The 17,376-nt window shown below is 43.0% G+C and carries 16 protein-coding genes; 15 read left to right on the forward strand and 1 reads right to left on the reverse strand.

Annotation, left to right across the window (positions count from 1 at the left end; all coding sequences use genetic code 11):
* Positions 1–30 precede the first annotated feature (30 nt).
* The gene (locus BUB11_RS02270; protein ID WP_073027547.1) at positions 31–1,152 is read right to left on the reverse strand and encodes a glycosyltransferase; all 1,122 of its coding nucleotides are present in this window, start codon (positions 1,150–1,152) and stop codon (positions 31–33) included.
* A gap of 320 nt (positions 1,153–1,472) precedes the next feature.
* On the opposite strand from BUB11_RS02270, the gene fabZ reads away from it, so the two are divergent.
* From fabZ to prfB, 15 genes are all read left to right on the forward strand, one after another.
* On the forward strand, positions 1,473–1,913 hold the full coding sequence (gene fabZ, locus BUB11_RS02275; RefSeq protein WP_073027548.1) for a 3-hydroxyacyl-ACP dehydratase FabZ: 441 nt from the start codon (positions 1,473–1,475) through the stop codon (positions 1,911–1,913).
* Complete coding sequence (locus BUB11_RS02280) at positions 1,910–3,748, forward strand: O-antigen ligase family protein (RefSeq protein WP_073027550.1); 1,839 nt, start codon at positions 1,910–1,912, stop codon at positions 3,746–3,748. The genes fabZ and BUB11_RS02280 overlap by 4 nt, the downstream gene beginning before the upstream one ends.
* Before the next feature lie 15 nt (positions 3,749–3,763).
* The gene (locus BUB11_RS02285; protein WP_073027551.1) at positions 3,764–4,159 is read left to right on the forward strand and encodes a hypothetical protein; all 396 of its coding nucleotides are present in this window, start codon (positions 3,764–3,766) and stop codon (positions 4,157–4,159) included.
* Between the two features lie 18 nt (positions 4,160–4,177).
* Entirely contained in the window at positions 4,178–5,896 is a 1,719-nt protein-coding gene (locus tag BUB11_RS02290; protein ID WP_073027553.1) for a helicase-related protein, read from the forward strand.
* A 4-nt stretch (positions 5,897–5,900) separates the two neighbouring features.
* The gene (locus BUB11_RS02295) at positions 5,901–6,641 is read left to right on the forward strand and encodes a ComF family protein (RefSeq protein WP_073027554.1); all 741 of its coding nucleotides are present in this window, start codon (positions 5,901–5,903) and stop codon (positions 6,639–6,641) included.
* 64 nt (positions 6,642–6,705) lie between these two features.
* Positions 6,706–7,008, forward strand: coding sequence for a zinc-ribbon domain containing protein (locus BUB11_RS02300; RefSeq protein ID WP_014905249.1), 303 nt, complete (start codon positions 6,706–6,708; stop codon positions 7,006–7,008).
* Positions 7,009–7,464: 456 nt separating this feature from the next.
* Positions 7,465–9,051 carry an ABC transporter substrate-binding protein gene (locus tag BUB11_RS02305; protein ID WP_073027556.1) on the forward strand — a complete coding sequence of 529 codons (1,587 nt, stop codon included), beginning with the start codon at positions 7,465–7,467 and terminating at the stop codon, positions 9,049–9,051.
* Positions 9,052–9,270: 219 nt separating this feature from the next.
* A complete protein-coding gene (locus BUB11_RS02310; RefSeq protein ID WP_073027558.1) occupies positions 9,271–10,071 on the forward strand; it encodes a basic amino acid ABC transporter substrate-binding protein in 801 nt (266 codons plus the stop codon).
* A 448-nt stretch (positions 10,072–10,519) separates the two neighbouring features.
* Positions 10,520–11,191, forward strand: a complete 672-nt coding sequence (locus BUB11_RS02315; protein WP_248286333.1) for an amino acid ABC transporter permease — start codon at positions 10,520–10,522, stop codon at positions 11,189–11,191.
* On the forward strand, positions 11,178–11,897 hold the full coding sequence (locus BUB11_RS02320) for an amino acid ABC transporter ATP-binding protein (RefSeq protein WP_073027561.1): 720 nt from the start codon (positions 11,178–11,180) through the stop codon (positions 11,895–11,897). Before BUB11_RS02315 ends, BUB11_RS02320 begins: the two co-directional genes overlap by 14 nt.
* A gap of 55 nt (positions 11,898–11,952) precedes the next feature.
* Complete coding sequence (locus BUB11_RS26790) at positions 11,953–12,189, forward strand: hypothetical protein (protein WP_143159023.1); 237 nt, start codon at positions 11,953–11,955, stop codon at positions 12,187–12,189.
* A 320-nt stretch (positions 12,190–12,509) separates the two neighbouring features.
* Positions 12,510–12,707, forward strand: a complete 198-nt coding sequence (locus BUB11_RS02325; RefSeq protein ID WP_073027562.1) for a cold shock domain-containing protein — start codon at positions 12,510–12,512, stop codon at positions 12,705–12,707.
* A gap of 173 nt (positions 12,708–12,880) precedes the next feature.
* On the forward strand, positions 12,881–13,411 hold the full coding sequence (gene hpf, locus BUB11_RS02330; RefSeq protein ID WP_073027564.1) for a ribosome hibernation-promoting factor, HPF/YfiA family: 531 nt from the start codon (positions 12,881–12,883) through the stop codon (positions 13,409–13,411).
* A gap of 238 nt (positions 13,412–13,649) precedes the next feature.
* Positions 13,650–16,166, forward strand: coding sequence for a preprotein translocase subunit SecA (secA, locus tag BUB11_RS02335; RefSeq protein WP_073027565.1), 2,517 nt, complete (start codon positions 13,650–13,652; stop codon positions 16,164–16,166).
* A gap of 74 nt (positions 16,167–16,240) precedes the next feature.
* Positions 16,241–17,348, forward strand: a protein-coding gene (prfB, locus tag BUB11_RS02340; protein WP_143159024.1) for a peptide chain release factor 2 whose coding sequence is annotated in 2 segments (ribosomal slippage) — positions 16,241–16,309 and positions 16,311–17,348 — 1,107 coding nt in all. Because the reading frame shifts where the segments join, the coding sequence is not laid out codon by codon here.
* Positions 17,349–17,376: the final 28 nt, after the last annotated feature.

The following is a 17,376-nucleotide window of genomic DNA, read 5'->3' on the forward strand; positions in this document are numbered from 1 at the left end:
TTATTACTTTACTGGATGTATAATTTGATATTACTTAACGGCTCGTTCTAATAAGCGATTGTATACCTGTTCAGTTTCTCTGATCATACTATCAATGGAAAACATAGGCCAGCGGTTCTGGCCCGCTCGAACCAAGGACTGCGCTAAGGTATGATTTTCTAGAACAGAAGAACACGCGGTGGTTAACGCTGCAACATCTCCAGGAGGAACAAGCAGCCCTTCTTTCTCATTGTGAATGACTTCAGAAATTCCTCCGACAGCACTTGCAACAATCGGAATTCCAGCCTGCATTGCTTCGAGGAGAACCAGCCCCATACCTTCACTGATTGAAGGTAAGACAAAAAGGTCCATTGCCCGAAGAGCTTCATACGCTTTGGGCAGGTAGCCTGTGACAGTATGAGGAATAGCGCTTCTTTGAAGTTCTTCAGTTAGGTTTTGGCGAAGAGGACCATCTCCTATAAGCAAGAGGTGGAGATTTGGGAATCTCAAGTTAAGTTGTGTTGCGGCTTTGATTAAATTCATTTGTCCTTTAGCAGGATGGAGCCGGCCAATCGTTCCAACAACAAGAGCATCCATTGGGATGCCCCACTTTTCGCGAAAATAGCGGCGAGTAGTTGAAGGATCGTCAAAGGAAATTGAGGAATAACCATTATAAATGGTTTCAATATTTCGACCGCCTCTTAACGTAACTTCTTGTGCTAAATATTCGGATACAGTGATAATTCCCGAGGTTAGGGGCAGGGTCAGACGATCAAGATTTAGAGCTATTATGGCAGATATGGGTGAGAGATAATCGTGAGCAAGAGAGCTATGGACAGTGGTTAAGCTGGGGATGCCTAACCATCTGGCACTTAGACGCCCCAAAAGATTGGCCCGAGAACCATGGGTGTGAATGACGCTGACTGCTTGTTTCCTTGACCAGTTAATAAGAGCGGGCAGGGGAGTAAGATCAAGGGGAAAGCGCATAGGGAATGTAGTGGCGGGAATCTTATTTTCAATGGCTAGGTCAGCGAAAGGACCTTTGGTCAGGCAGACAAGATGAGGATCAAAGTGAGTCCGGTCAATTTCCTTGAGCAGAGATAACACATGTTGCTCGGCTCCTCCGATTTCACCGCCACCAATAATATGTAGAATCTTGTATTTTTTTTTCATACCCCGGCCATCTTCCCTTCAGACCTAAACTTGGTTATACTGTTTGCATGCAGTTATATACTTTTATTATACTTAATCATAAGACATATTGGTTCACATCTGCAAGCGATACTCTCAACTCGCAGTTCGATATTCGCAGTTCGTCACAATTCATGACCCTGTGAATGCAATTCGAATGCAAGTCGAGAACTGTCCTCAGCTTGTACCCAATATGACATACATTAGACAAAGTGGTTAATATCTGCCATACTCGTGTTGGTAAAAGATATTTGCAGTTCGAGATGTCTGCCACTAACCACGATTAATAAGGAGGAATTTCAGTGTTAGAAAGCCAAGAAATCCAGAAGATCATTCCACATCGTTACCCCTTCCTTCTGGTAGATCGTATCATAGAACTTGAAGAAGGAAAAAGGGCGGTGGGAATTAAGAACGTTACAATAAATGATTCCTTCTTTCAGGGCCATTTTCCAGGGCATCCCATTATGCCAGGAGTGCTGATCATTGAAGCACTTGCTCAAGTTGGAACCGTTGCTATTCTTAAGAAGCCAGAATATGAAGGTTACTTAGGTTTATTTGCTGGCTTAGATGATGTTAAGTTTAAGAGGCAGGTTATTCCAGGAGATCAGCTTCGTTTAGAGGTGGAGCTGGTGAAGTTGCGCAAGACTTATGGAGTTGCCAGAGGTGTCGCCTATGTCGGAGATGCACTGGCGGCAGAAGGAACCCTTAAATTCTTCCTAGAGAGGAAGAATCCGGCCCAGTGATTGGTGCAACATTACAACAAGACAGCAGAGCTAGGAGCAACACAGTACGCTTCCTAGCTCTTTTTTTAGGATTAAGTGTTTTTATCCACGGTCTCTATTATCCTCAAGAATGGCTTTTGTTTGGATTTCTTCTTTCTGCCTATATCATGTCTTCTTTTTTATACAAAAGATCTATTTTTATGACTGAGGAGTATTCTGGCTTAGGCCTAACTGATTTCCTACTTTTGGGATATATCATTTTTTCCTTATTAGGGCTTCTTCATCCCATTAAATATACAGATGGATTGCTTGAAGCCTTACGTTGGGGAGTCTTTTGGTTCGTCTATCGGTTGGGGGTTCGAATTTCTTCTGATGAAAAAGCCAAAAGGTATTTGCTGCAATATATTGAATGGATAGCCATTGCAATTGCTGTCATTGGCTGGTTGCCTTGGATCGGTAAAGTGGGAGGCAGATTGAGTTCTGTCTTTGGTTACCCTAATGCTGCTGCAGCATTTTTAGGAGCTGCACTATTACTATATCCACAAAGAAAGCTAGTTTTAATCTTTCTGGCTGTTTCTCTAGTGGGGACTGGTTCACGTGCTGGTGTGGGATTATTTCTTATAGTTCTCGGAGTTCAACAGATCTTTTTAAGGGTTAACTTACAAAAAAACAGCCCCAGCCTATCCATACGACAGAGATTTCACCAGCGACCAAAAATACTAAGCAGATATCTTAGAGGACTAGTGGGGGCTATGTTGGGAATTGCGGGAACAATTCTCATGCCTCTCTATTATAAATCAGCCTGGGAGAACCTAACCGCTTGGGGCTTTTCTTCTTCAAGTTGGCAGGAAAGAATAGTCTATTTCCAAGATGGGATTAGTTTAGCTTGGAATTCAGGGGGGGTTCCTCAGGCAGGAGGGTGGTTGGCTTTTCCTGCAGTTCAACACTTTCCATATTGGACTGCAGATCCTCATTCGAGTTTTATTCATATCTTGTTGAATCAGGGATTTCTCGGAATTCTGAGTGTAGGGATTTGGGGAAGTTTTTCGTTAGCTAAGGCTTGGAAGATTTGGGGAAGGAAAAACAAACAATATATCAGCTCATTGACTGAATTGGAAGATGCAAAAGCACAACTTAAGGTGTCAAGTGCCCTGGTCTTTTTAGCACTGCATAGTTTAGTGGACGCAGACTTTTCTTTTGGGGCCTTAGGGATTTTGTTTTGGTTGCTTTTTGGCATTTTGCATAAACGGCGTGATTATTTTAGAACGATCTTTTCAAAACAAAATAAATTACTTTTCATGCTGAGCAACATGGGAATGTTCGGTTTAAGTTTTATCTTCTGTTTGATTTGTGGGAGTGCCCTCTTGAATCCAAAAATGATAGAGAGAGAGCAAATTTGGAATGCGCAGGCTGTCCAATGCAGGGAGCAGGACCCTGAAAAAAGTGTTGAACTATGGGGTAAGAGTTTGAAGCGGGATCAGACCCAAGTTAAGGTGCGTCAAGAGTTGGCAGAGCATTTGCTTAGACAGGGGAACCTAGATTCTGGATTAGAGACTGTGAAAGATGTTCTTTTATGGCAACCATTTGAGTTAGAAGCCTATGAATGGGCGCAGTCGGTTGTTTGGGATGCGGCCGAGGTAAATCGACAAGCACAACCGGAAATGACTATGCTCCTTTATCAGTGGGTTGAGGAAGTGCCTGAAACTATTGAAGGAAGGGCAGATGACCTTAATGATTTGGATCTAAAGCTTTGGCAAGGGCACAAGAACTTTCTGCCATCCCAACATATTAAGCTCCTTGCAGACTATGCTCGCCAAAGACAACTCACACAACTTCTGCCACAACATAAGTTGTAAGCAGGGGGAGAGAATATGACTTTTTTAATTGGGTTTGTGTTAGTTGCAGCTATTTTTTGCTGGACAGCGAATTCAGGCTATGAGTGGAGTATTCCTCATAAGTGGCAGGACTTTATAGGTGCATGGCAGGAACGGCTTAGCAATAAATCACAAAGCGTCTTCTTAGTTTGCGACGGGGGCTCAGAAAATGGAGAGATGGAGAAGCGACTTTGGCTTCTTCAGAAGGCATTACCTAATCTGCAAAAGGGCGATAAACTCCCGTTATCAATTGAAGTTAAGATTAAATCGGATTTGTTTCTAGAGCAAAATGAGAAATACATAGCATGTCTGCAGCGTCGGTTCTCAGAAATGGAGATTAGCGGGTACTCGCTTAGTGATAAGCAGGATGTGAGAAATGATCACATAGTGTGAACAGGGAGAGGGGTTTCGGTGCTCTTTTTTCTTACGTTAAACCATAACTATGAGGTTGGTGTTTTTCCTTTTCAAGAAAGGCTTGAGTGGGATTCGAGAGCAGTCAGCTATCTCAGTGAGCCTCTTCCGTTAGCAATTATTCAAGTAGTTCTAGAGCGCCTAACAAAGAAGAACACACTTAATTTCAAAAAGAGTCCTCAAGCTATTCAGAGCCGTATCTCCAAGATTATAGAAGATTTTGGCTGGGACATGGAGTTAACTTGGAGGAAAATCCCTGAGGTTATTTCCTTGCCTGAAGAGCGCTTAGTTCTTAGTGCAGATATTGGGAATGAGGCATGGAAAGCCTTTAATCAACTCGTCCGGGGCAGGCAACTTTCAATAGGGGATCTGCGAGAACTTGCTCGAGAGCTCGGACTGATGGATGAGGTGATCACAAAATTTGCTCATTACAATGTAGAGCAGGGATGTGCGCAATGGGTTCCTTCGGTAAAACAAAATAAAAGAGGTTGGCAATGTCAACGTTGTGGAGAACAGGATTTAGAAGAGTGGCCCAGTTTTTATGGAGTGGCTGCGACGTGCCAAAGTTGTCAAAGCATAGGTGTGAGTAACTCGTTGAATGTGTTGTATCGAGACAAACGTTCTATCTTGGACGGTCCTTCTGTGGTTTTATTTCAACCTCACTGGAACTTGACTGAGGCCCAACGTTTAGCAAGTGATCAAGTATCGGAGATTATCAAAGGCACATCTGAAAAAGTTGCGCTTCTCTGGGCTGCATGTGGAGCAGGAAAAACTGAAGTGTGTTTTCCATCAGCTGCTTGGGCACTGGCACAAGGGAAATCAGTACTTTTTGCTGCGCCTCGTCAGGATGTTATTCATGATATTGCGCCAAGGCTTCAACGGGACTTTTCAAATTATCCGATTCAAGTTTTGACTGGGACCACCACAGTTAAATTTCAAGTGGGGGGACTGGTGCTGGCAACTACGCACCAGGTCCTAAGATTTTGGAGGTGTTTTGATGTAATTTTCATGGATGAAATGGATGCCTTCCCTTATCATGGGAACAGAGCATTGGAATGGGGGCTGAATCAAGCCTTGCGACCAGGAGGCAAATTACTTTACTTAACGGCAACTCCTTCTCATGAAGGATTAAAGGCTGTTCGAAAAGGGGAAATTTCGCTCATTCGCCTTCCGGCAAGACATCATCGAAATCCTCTGCCTGTTCCAATTTGGATAAGGGTTGGAAATTCGCTAGAAGCTAACGGGAGTATAGGTTTATGGGCTAAAGATATTGAGTCATTAAGAGGTCAGGGGTCTGTGCTGGTGTTTGTCCCCAAAATATCTTGGATTGATCCCTGGATCAAATCCTTTAAACAACGTTTTTCGGGTTGGTGCGTCGATGGGAGTTATAGTGCGGATCCGGGGCGCAATATGAAGATAAAGAACTTGCAACAGGGCAAATATGATATTTTTATAAGTACGACTATCCTCGAGCGAGGTATTACTCTGCTTGGGATTCAAGTAGTGGTTCTTGGGGCAGACCATCCGATTTTTGATGAGCGTGCCTTAGTGCAAATGGCGGGAAGAGTGGGACGAACCAGGGAAAGGCCTGGGGGAGGGGTTTTGTTTTTGGCTAAGCAGATCACACCAGCAATGAAGACTGCAGTGCAATGGATTGAGGAACAAAACAGACGTGCTTTGGAATTAGGACTGATTGACCCCGTGGAGAAAGAAGGTTGAAGGCTTGAAGGAGTTGTGGAGGGAAGCATCTAAGGTCGGTCGCGGGCTTTGGTACGTGGATAAACAATATTGCGCACTGTGTGGTGCTGAAAAAGGTCCAATTTGCATGACTTGCAGGACTAAATATCTTCGTTCCGACCTAAGGCGTTGCGGAAGGTGTGGAAAGTTGGTTCAGTCGGAGAAGTTATATTGCCTTGATTGTGCCGCGGGCAGAGGACCAAAACAACTGGATCAAGTTACTGCCTGGGGTCATTATTCGGGAAAATTAAAGGAATTTATTCAAACTGTCAAATTTAAAGCCCAGCCACGACTTATTAGAGAAATATCTCGACCTTTTTCAGATTGGGCTATTAGCCAGCTTCCAGCCGTAGATGGTATAGTTGCAGTACCGATGCATAAAACCCGCTTGGCAGAACGAGGCTTTAATCAAGCGGAGGTGATTGCCTCTGCTTTACACTGGGAATTAGGATTACCGATTCTTCCAGGTGTCGACCGGATCGAGCCAAGATCGTCTCAGGTTTTACTCTCCCGTCAAGAACGGCTTCATAACCTAAAAGGGATATTTGTTGTGAGACAACCGGAGTATTATCAAGGTCGAACCGTATGGATTATAGATGACGTAACGACAACAGGGGCCACATTCGAAGCGGTTGCAGGGGTTCTTAGGGAAAGTGGAGTAAGAGCAATTTATGGCTTGTGCTTAGCCGCTGGCCTTGAAAAAAAACTTGTGCCTTTGTCTGATTAGAGTTATAATTATAAATGGATGGGCACAGCCTATTACATTTTTTTACGTAAGGGGAATATCTTTCATGGCCTTTGAAGACAAAGATCTAGTATGTAAAGACTGCGGAGTGACTTTTATTTTTACAGTTGGGGAGCAAGAATTCTATGCTGAGAAAGGTTTCGAAAATGAGCCTCAGCGTTGCCGTGAATGCCGCAACATTCGCAAACAAAACCGTAATTCCCAAGAAGGAAGATCACGTGAAATGTTTACGGTCGTTTGTGGGGACTGCGGAGTAGAAACTCAGGTTCCTTTCCAACCTACATCTGATCGTCCAGTATATTGCCGTGAGTGCTATCAGCACCATCGCCCAGCTCGCGATCAATACTAATTTAAAAATTTAATCATTTTGATATTGACAAGCATTGGTAGGCAATTCGCCGACCAATGCTTTTTATTTTTCCTTTAAAAAGTTTCTGTTTGCATTAATATATTATATTGCATAATAATATCAACAAGGTTATCCACAATGGTTTCTCGAAAAAATAGGCCAGAAACGATACTTATCCACACTATCCACACACTCCTGTGTGTAACTTAGGGGGATAAAGTAACTTTTATGGGTTAACTCAAGAACTAGAGTTAATCTTTTTGCTAAAAAAGGGGTATTAGAGTGATTTAGCATCACCATGAATGGGATAGCTGATTATATAGGGGAAATATGGAAATAGGCGAATATTTAAAGACTACTTTCTAAGAGGAGATTGTGTAAAGAAGATCGAATATATAGAAGATTATTCCTGCTTATATAAAAGAGGAGAAAGGGCATTGAAGAGGAGGAGATAGTATGAGAAGAAGATTGGCAGGGGTTCTTGCATCCCTTTTTCTAGTGAGCACGTTGCTTACTGGATGCGGCGTAATTAATTCCTTTGGCGGAGGTCAGACTGCGGGGGAGAAAACCGTTATTTTTGCACGGGGAGCGGATTCAATCAGTCTAGACCCGGCACTCATTGAAGACGGAGAATCTGCTAAAGTTGTGGCCAACGTCTTTGACACCTTGGTGAGGTATAGAGAGGGTTCCACCGAAGTAGAACCCTCTCTTGCTACAGAGTGGTCTACTTCAGATGACGAAAAGGAATGGACATTTAAGCTCCGAAAAGGGGTTAAGTTCCATGATGGTACTCCATTTAATGCTGAAGCCGTAAAATTCAACGTAGAGCGACAACTGCCGCCTAATCAAACCGCAGAGATGCCCTATTCGGAGTTTACGCTGGGTATGGTGGATAAAGTCGTTGCAGTTGATGAAAGCACTGTGAAATTTGTTCTAAAGAATCCTTATGCACCATTTTTGCTAAACCTTGCTATGTCGCTCAGCGTTCCTATGGGCTCTCCAGAAGCTATTAAAAAGATGGGCAAAGATTTTGGGGCAAACCCAGTTGGTACAGGCCCATTTGTCTTTGAAAGTTGGGAAAAAGACGCCAGGATTACGCTTAAAGCCAACCAAGACTATTGGGATGGCAAACCTAAAGTTGATAAACTGATCTTTGAAGTTGTAAAAGAAAACTCCGTACGCGCCAATAAACTAATAGCCGGCGAAGCAGATATTATTGATGGTATTGATCCTGATGATGTCGAACGTCTAAAAGGGGATGCCAAACTTAACGTTAGTACCGCCCCAGGTATGAACATCAACTACATGGGAATGCGCGCAGATCGTAAACCTTTTAACGATCCTAAAGTTCGCCAAGCGATATCTATGGCGATTAACCGTGAAGAAATAATCAATAGCTTATACAAAGGAAACGCTGTACTGGCCAATGGCCCCTTGCCTTCGGTCCTCTTTGGCTATGTAAAAGAGTTGCAACCCTATCCTTATGATCCGGCGAAAGCTAAGGAATTATTGAAAGAAGCCGGGTATGATAATAATTTAAGTTTCGAACTTAACAGCTATTCGGATGAACGTCCTTACAACCCAATAGGTGGAGACAATCTGGCCAGGGCGATTCAAGGATATCTGAAGGAGGCAGGAGTAACTGTTAATATTACTTCTGCGGCTTGGAAAGAGCACAAAGAAAACGTGAAGAACGGAAAAGGCGAAGCATATCTGTGCGGCTGGATGGGTGATAATGGGGATCCTGATAACTTCTTATATGCTCTGCTTCATTCAAACCAAATTGGCAATGGTCGTTTAAACTATGCAATGTACAACAACCCTAAATATGATGAATTGCTTCTTAAGGCACAGCAAAGTTCAAGTAATGAAGAGCGAATTAAGAATTATACTGATGCTCAACAAATTTTAGTTAAAGATGCGCCATGGGTGTTTATTAGCAACTCTTTGGATATGGCTGCCTCCAACAAGAGTATTAGTGGATTTAGCATTCATCCAACGGGAGTATACTTTTTTAGGACGCTGGATAAAACAACAAAATAACTTAGTTTATGATGGGAATACATACTTTGGAATGGACTAAGGGAGGTTTTCGATCTACGCCTGAAAAAATAACAGGAGGGTGTCTTAGATATCAATGAAAAAAGTATTGTATAATTATTCGCAACTAAGTATAATCGGAAGCAAGAAGGATAAGCTGATGCATAACACCAAAGCTTTAAGAGGGGTTTGCTAAGACATCCAAAAGAGAGGGGAATAAAAATGTTTAGGTCAAAATTTCGTTTTGTTTTAACTGCAGTACTTAGTTTGAGTCTTTTGACACTTGCCGGATGCGGAAGTACCAACACACCTGCTCCATCTTCGAATCCAGCTCCCGAGGAAAAGGTTTTGAGAGTCGGATCTGATATCGCCTATGCACCATTTGAATTTATGGATGAAAAGCAAGTAGCGACAGGGTTTGATATTGAGCTTATTCAGGCTCTCGGCGCAGATATGGGCTATACAAAAGTAGATATTGAGACAGCAGCTTTTGATGGTTTAATTCCAGCCTTGCAAGCAGGGAAATATGAGGCGGTTATTTCTGCTATGACAATCACTGAGGATCGTGCCAAAAGTGTCCTGTTTAGTGACAAGTATTTTTTAAGCGGCCAATATATAGCCATGAAAAAAGGTGCTAATTTTAAATCATTAGCAGACCTAAAAGGAAAGAAAATTGGAGTTCAACTCAATACAACAGGACAATATGCAGTTGAGGAAAAAGGCATGGAAACAAATAAGTATGACACAACCCCGGATGCTATGAATGCTCTAATAAGCGGTGGAGTGGATGCTGTTGTGGCTGACTCGCCGGTTGTACTTTGGTTCCAAGCCCAAAATCCTACAGCCCAAATTGAATCTGTAAATGCTGACTCCGGTGAAGAATATTATGGAATTGCCATGAAGCTTGGAAATACTGAATTAGCAGGAAAGATGAATGCCTCATTGAAAAAACTCATGGAAAATGGAAAATACAATGAGATCTATAAGAAATGGTTCAAAGTGGATGCTCCTAAAATCAAATAATTCTTTTAAACATGTTTGACTACTTTGCTAAAGGGAAGGCACTGAAATAAAGAAAGTGCTTTCCCTTTAATTTGCCCTTAACCCTCATACACTCAAAGGGCTGACATTCATGCCAGTCTCAATAGACACGAAATGGTTTAAATTGGTCCTTGAATATACTCCTACCTCCCTGTATAATCACACTTTGTTTGATCATTTGAAATCTAGGTCCCGTTGGTGCGGACAAGGATTTCATAAATTGATATCGGATGTACTCTTTATGGACGCTGTTAATGGCCATGTAGTTTTACTTGTAAAAATTTGCGGTAAAATATATAATTTTAAGGCGATGTAATATGGAGTGGAGAAATGAGAGACAGAAAGAACTAATTCTGCTTCATTTATTATAGCTTCGTAAAGAATAAAGTATAAAGAATAAGAATTTGAAGATAGGAGGATTATTGTGGGAATGAACTGGCATGTCGTTGTAGATAATATGCCTATTCTCGCCAAGGGGGCGTTGCTAACTTTAGAACTAACGGCTGGAGCGGTGGCGATAGGAGTTGTAATTGGTTTATTCATGGCTTTAGCTCGGCTGTCTAAGCACAAAGTTGTTCGCGCGGGGGCGATTGCCTATATAGATTTTTTCCGAGGGACTCCATTATTAGTACAAATATTCCTAGTATATTTTGGAATACCAATGCTTCTTAAATGGCAGACTATGCCCGATAACTATCAGTATACGGCAGGGATATTGGCGATGGGCCTTAATTCAGGCGCCTATATTGCTGAAATATTTAGAGCCGGCATTCAGTCCATAGACCGTGGTCAATCCGAAGCTGCACGATCGCTAGGGATGACACAAGCTCAAGCGTTGCGTTATGTTATCCTTCCACAAGCTTTTAAACGGACGATTCCTCCTTTAGGTAACGAGTTTATTGCCTTGCTAAAAGACTCCTCGCTGTTATCCATAATTGCGATACAGGAACTTTTTTATACCGGAAAGATTATCGTTGGACGAACCTACCAACCACTTCCAATGTATATGGCCGTTGCCTTGTATTACTTAGTAATGACTCAGTTGATTGCCCAATGGGTTGCCTATATGGAGAGGAGGTTGGGCAAGAATGATCTTCGTTAAGAATTTGCATAAATCTTTTGGTAAGCTTGAAGTTCTTAAAGGAATTGATTGCCATGTTCGTGAAAAAGAAGTGGTGGTTGTCATTGGCCCCAGTGGTTCGGGGAAGAGCACTTTCCTGCGTTGCCTAAATAAACTTGAAGAGCCTACTAGTGGAGAGATTATCGTCGATGGAATTCCTCTTAACTCTGAGGTCAATGTTAATGCGATACGACGAGAGGTGGGTATGGTTTTTCAACGCTTTAACCTCTTTCCACATATGACTGCAATTCAAAACATTGTGCTTGCTCCAGAAGTGGTTCGTAAGACAAATAAAGAGGAAGCAAGAAAGATTGGCCTAGAGCTTTTGGCTAAAGTTGGTCTCTATGATAAAGCGGACGAATACCCTGATCGCCTTTCTGGTGGACAACAGCAACGGGTTGCTATTGCTCGTGCTTTAGCAATGAAGCCAAAGATTATGCTTTTTGATGAGACTACCTCTGCTCTTGATCCAGAAATGGTGGGAGAGGTTTTAGCGGTTATGAAGGATTTGGCACGAGAAGGGATGACTATGGTCGTCGTTACTCATGAGATGGGATTTGCTCGTGAGGTTGGGGATCGAGTGATTTTTATGGATGAGGGGATTATCATGGAAGAGGGAGAGCCCAACGAGGTTTTTGCGAATCCTAAGAATCCAAGGACTCAGGCGTTTTTGAGTAAAATTTTATAAGAGAAGCTTATTGTACGCGCTCCTTTGGCTAAGCAGGCCTGGGGAGCGCCTTTGCATGTCATGCTCTTGGGAGGAGCGGTTTCTGCACGCGTCAGCACGTTACGCCGCTGACGTGCTGGTGGGTTCGCGAGCGCGTCCGAACCTTAAGGATGGAAGGCCTCATGTTATTCCATCCTTAGCGCAACGGATTAGGAACATCCGGTTCTGTTGCATCTGTGCTGTTCCTTTCCATTCCCTGGCACCGCGCTATCAGCCAACGGCATCTCTAGCCATCCGTGGCTATGCTCTATAACCCAAACGTCCTGTTCGAGTCGTGGGCGAGGCCTGCGGTGAGCTACGGGGTTTTGAACCGTTGGTGTGTTTCTGCTTAGTAGAAAACGCTCTTTGGGGGTGGTTTTTGGAGGTAAAAGTGGTCGTTTTGATGCAGCGTGTTTCTTGGGTTCGAAATCGTGTTGAGGTTTTAGGATCTTTAATTTTAGTGCATTAAATTTGGGAGTGTAATTATGATTCGTTTAAGGTTTAAATTTTCTAAATGTTGGGTATCCTCCTTAGTATTAGTCGAGTTGAGGCTTAAGCTTTAGGACTTCGACAATTCAAGGAGGGTTTTTTTACGTGGTAGGCAAAGTCAAATGGTTTAGCAAACAGAAGGGTTACGGATTTATTGAGCAAGAAAATGGGCAAGATATCTTTGTGCATTTTCAATCGGTCATGGGGGATGGATTCCGTACCCTGGAAGAGGGACAGAATGTTGAGTTTGATGTCATTCAAGGCCCACGTGGGGAACAGGCATCCAATGTAATGGTCCGTTAATCCTAAGAAAGTATAATTTGTTAAGAGAGAATCGTTGATATCATGTCAGCGATTCTCTCTTTAGGGATTTAGTTGAGAAATATCATTTCTAAAAACATTATATTAAATAAGCAGGATTTTTTGTGTAAATCGGGAATATTACTTATATACCAGCATAGAAGGGGGTTGAATTTATGAACATTAATATTCGTGGTAAACATATCGAACTTACAGACGCCCTTAAAGAGTATGTTATGAAACGTGTGGGTAAGTTAGCTAAATACTCTGACGAGTTTATGGACGTTCAAGTAACCTTGCTTGTCGAGCGTGATCGGCATCGGGTGGAGGTTACTGCTCCACTCAATGGTATGATTTTGCGTGGCGAAGAAGAAACCGAAGATATGTATTCGTCAATCGACATGGTCGTTGAGAAATTAGAACGCCAAATTGATAAATATCGCACGCGTATTAATAAACGGATGCGCTCTAAAGTCCTGAAGGATCATGATCCTAAGCAACAAGTTGCAATGAGCGATGAACCGAGTGAGGAGATTGTTCGGAATAAGAAGTTTTCTGCTAAGCCAATGTCCGTAGAAGAGGCGATTATGCAGATGAATTTAGTAGGACATACATTCTTTGTGTTTACAAATGCTGAAAGCCAAGAAATGAATGTAGTCTATCTGCGTAATAATGGAGACTATGGGTTGCTGCAACCTCAGACGTAATCAGCCAGAGTTCGAGCAAATCGCGTGGTGTACTCGGACTGATCTGCCGCTAATAATTGAGCGAAAGGCCCGCATATGCGGGCCTTTCTACATATATATTTAAAGAACCGCAGATTTTATTTTGGTTCGAAGGTAAATAGGGAGAATATCCCATGAGTTAATCATCAGGCTTGGTTGCAGTCGTATCTCAAGGATGTTAGAATTAAGAAATATACAAAGATTGAGAAAGGTGGACATAATGGGGTTTTTAGATTTATTCGATGATAATGCACGCGAAATACGAAAGTATCAAAAACGCGTTGCAGTGATTAATAGCTTTGAACCGACGATCCAGGCTTTGAATGATGACGAATTGCGTGGTAAGACTGCTGAATTTCGAGGACGTTTGGAGCAGGGAGAAAGTCTGGAGAGTGTGCTGCCGGAGGCTTTTGCAGTTGTACGAGAGGCTGGCCGAAGGGTGCTTGATCAGCGACACTATGATGTACAGTTAATTGGAGGGATGGTCCTTCATGATGGCCGGATCGCCGAGATGCGTACAGGGGAGGGAAAAACTCTTGTAGCCACTTTGCCGGCCTATTTGAATGCCTTATCAGGAAAAGGGGTTCATGTCATAACGGTCAACGATTACTTGGCTCGTCGCGACAGTGAATGGATGGGACGTATTCATCAATTTCTTGGTCTTTCCGTGGGCTTAGTTGTTCATGGGTTGAACTATGAGCAACGCCGAAACAGTTATGCTTCAGATATTGTTTATGGTACAAACAACGAATTTGGTTTTGACTACCTCAGGGATAATATGGTTACAAGACCTGAGGCCTTGGTTCAACGTGAGTTGCATTATGCTATCGTGGACGAAGTAGACTCGATCCTCGTTGACGAGGCACGCACACCACTGATCATTTCTGGTGAAGCGGACAAGCCTACTGAGTTATATTTCAGGGTGGCCATGATTATTCCGCGCCTAAAAACCGAAGAGGATTATAAGGTCATTGAAAAAGAGCGTGTTGTCACCCTTACAGAAAAAGGCGTAAGTCGAGTGGAGAGCATGCTAGGTGTTGACAATCTTTATGAAGATATTCATAGCGAGCTCGCACATCATGTTAACCAAGCCTTGAAAGCGCAAACCCTTTTCAGACGTGACCGCGACTATGTGGTTAAAGACGGGGAAGTAATTATAGTTGACGAGTTTACTGGACGTCTGATGTTTGGGCGTCGCTACAGTGAAGGATTACATCAAGCCATAGAGGCTAAAGAGGGCGTCAAGATTGAAAAAGAATCACAAACGTTAGCCACGATCACCTTCCAAAATTACTTTAGAATGTATGAAAAGCTCTCGGGCATGACCGGAACGGCTATGACGGAAGAACCAGAATTTCGCAAGATTTATAAACTGGACGTTGTAGAAATTCCAACCAACAAGCCTTTGCTGCGTAAAGATGAGCCGGACATTATTTATCGTACAGAGGAAGGTAAGTTCTTAGCGGTTGTGGATAGTGTCATCGAACGACATAGCAAAGGGCAACCGCTTCTGGTAGGAACGGTTTCCGTCGAAAGATCGGAACACTTAAGTACTTTGTTAGAAAGGCGAGGGGTTCCACACCAAGTCCTCAATGCCAAATTCCATGAAAAAGAAGCTGAAATTGTTGCTCAAGCCGGACAACATGGCATGGTCACAATTGCCACAAACATGGCTGGTCGAGGAACAGATATTATTCTCGGTGACGGCGTGGCTGAAATAGGCGGTTTACATATTATTGGGACAGAGCGACATGAATCCAGACGAATTGATAACCAATTGAGAGGGCGTGCGGGACGTCAAGGTGACCCCGGATCAACTCAATTCTTTATTTCGTTAGAGGACGATTTAATGCGTTTGTTTGGTGCCGATAATATTATGGGCATCATGGATAAATTAGGGATGGATGACTCTATACCTATTACCTCTAAAATGATTTCCCGTTCTATTGAAACCGCCCAACGACGAGTTGAGAACCGCAACTTTGAAATTCGTAAACATGTACTTGATTATGATGATGTCATGAACCTGCAACGTGAGGTTATTTATGCTCAGCGGCGTGCAGTTCTCATGGGAGAAAATCTGCATGACAATATCATGGACATGATAGAAAAGGCAGCCACAAATAGTATTAGCATGTTTAGTGGGGAAAGCACATTTCCGGAAGAATGGGATTTGTCTAGCTTAGCTGATTATGTAGAAGGATTTTTTCTGCCTGGAATCCATTTATCACCCGAAGAGTTAGCAGAGCTTTCAGCTGAAGAAATTGAAGCAATGCTGATTGAAAAAGCGAAAGCACTTTACAAGAGCCGTGAAGAGTTATTTGGCGCTGACCTAATGCGTGAAGTTGAGCGAGCAGTAATGCTTCAAGTGGTAGACAGCAAGTGGATGGATCATCTTGATGCTATGGATATGTTGAGAGAGGGGATTGGGTTACGTGCCTATGGTCAGAAGAATCCACTCGTAGAATATAAGCGTGAAGGGTACGAAATGTTCCAAGCGATGATTGACTCCATTCAGGATGATATTGTTCGTTATGTTATGCGGGTGACACCGCAAGTCCGGGAAGAAGTTGCAGAGCAGCCTCGTAATGTAACAGAAAACCGCTATGAAGGTGAACCGAGTAAACCAGTTCACACCGGAGACCAAATTGGACGCAATGATCTTTGCCCATGTGGAAGCGGGTTAAAATATAAAAAGTGTTGCGGGGCAAAGAAAAAGCAACATCCAGGAGCGTAGGCCTGACTGCTTACGGATTGAATTAGCGCATTGTTTCTTAGAAAGCAAATGGATTTTGGAAAGGGTGAATATGAGTGCTTTCTGATTGGAAAAAGGATCTTGAAACATTATCACTGTCTTTGGCAGATTTGAGGGTTTCCCTTTGACGTCGCTAAGCGTATTGATAAAATTAGTGCCTTAGAGACGGAATTTCATAGACCTGATCTATGGGATGACCCGGTCTATGCTCAGAAAATAATGCAGGAGCTAGCCTTGCATCAAGGCAAAGTTAAAATTTATGAGGAGCTGGAGCGGGAACTTGAGGAGACTGCGACTCTCTGGCAATTAGCTGCGGAGGAAGACGATGTGAGCCTGGAACCCGAGATTGAGCAGGGGATAAGAGCGCTTAATCAAAGGTTTGAGGCCTTGGAAATAGAGTTATTGCTTTCAGGCCAGTACGATCGAAACAATGCCATTTTAACTCTCCATGCTGGAGCCGGCGGGACAGAAGCACAAGATTGGGTTCAAATGCTTTATCGACTTTATATTCGTTGGGGCGAGCGGCATGGATATAAAGTGGAAACCCTGGACTTTTTACATGGGGAGGAAGCAGGCATCAAAAGCGCAACCCTGTCCTTCAGTGGGGAAAACGCCTATGGATATGTTAAGTCTGAAAAGGGTGTACATCGATTAGTAAGGATTTCGCCATTTGATGCATCAGGTCGTCGACATACTTCATTTGCTTCTGTAGATGTAATACCGGAAGTCGCTGAGGATAACGGCGAAATAACCATTGATACTGAGGATTTAAGGATTGATACATATCGATCCGGCGGAGCAGGCGGACAACACGTTAACAAGACGGATTCTGCTATCAGAATTACGCATTTGCCGTCCGGGATCGTAGTTCAGTGTCAGAGTGAACGTTCTCAAACCCAAAATAAAGCTGCAGCTATGCGGGTTTTACAGGCAAAACTATTGGAACTTAAACGTAAAGAGCAAGAAACGGAGATTTCCGAAATTCGAGGCGAGCAACAAGAAAATGCTTGGGGCAGTCAAATACGTTCCTATGTCTTCCATCCCTATAGTATGGTTAAAGACCATCGTACGAATGTGGAAACTGGAAATGTTTCAGCAGTAATGGACGGGGAAATCGATGCATTTATTGCGGCGTTTCTTCAGAAGACTAAAACTGTTCAATAACCCACAAAGTATAGCAGGCAGATTTGAA

Origin of the sequence: Desulfosporosinus lacus DSM 15449 (genome assembly GCF_900129935.1) — a bacterium.
GTDB classification, from domain to species: Bacteria; Bacillota; Desulfitobacteriia; order Desulfitobacteriales; family Desulfitobacteriaceae; genus Desulfosporosinus; species Desulfosporosinus lacus.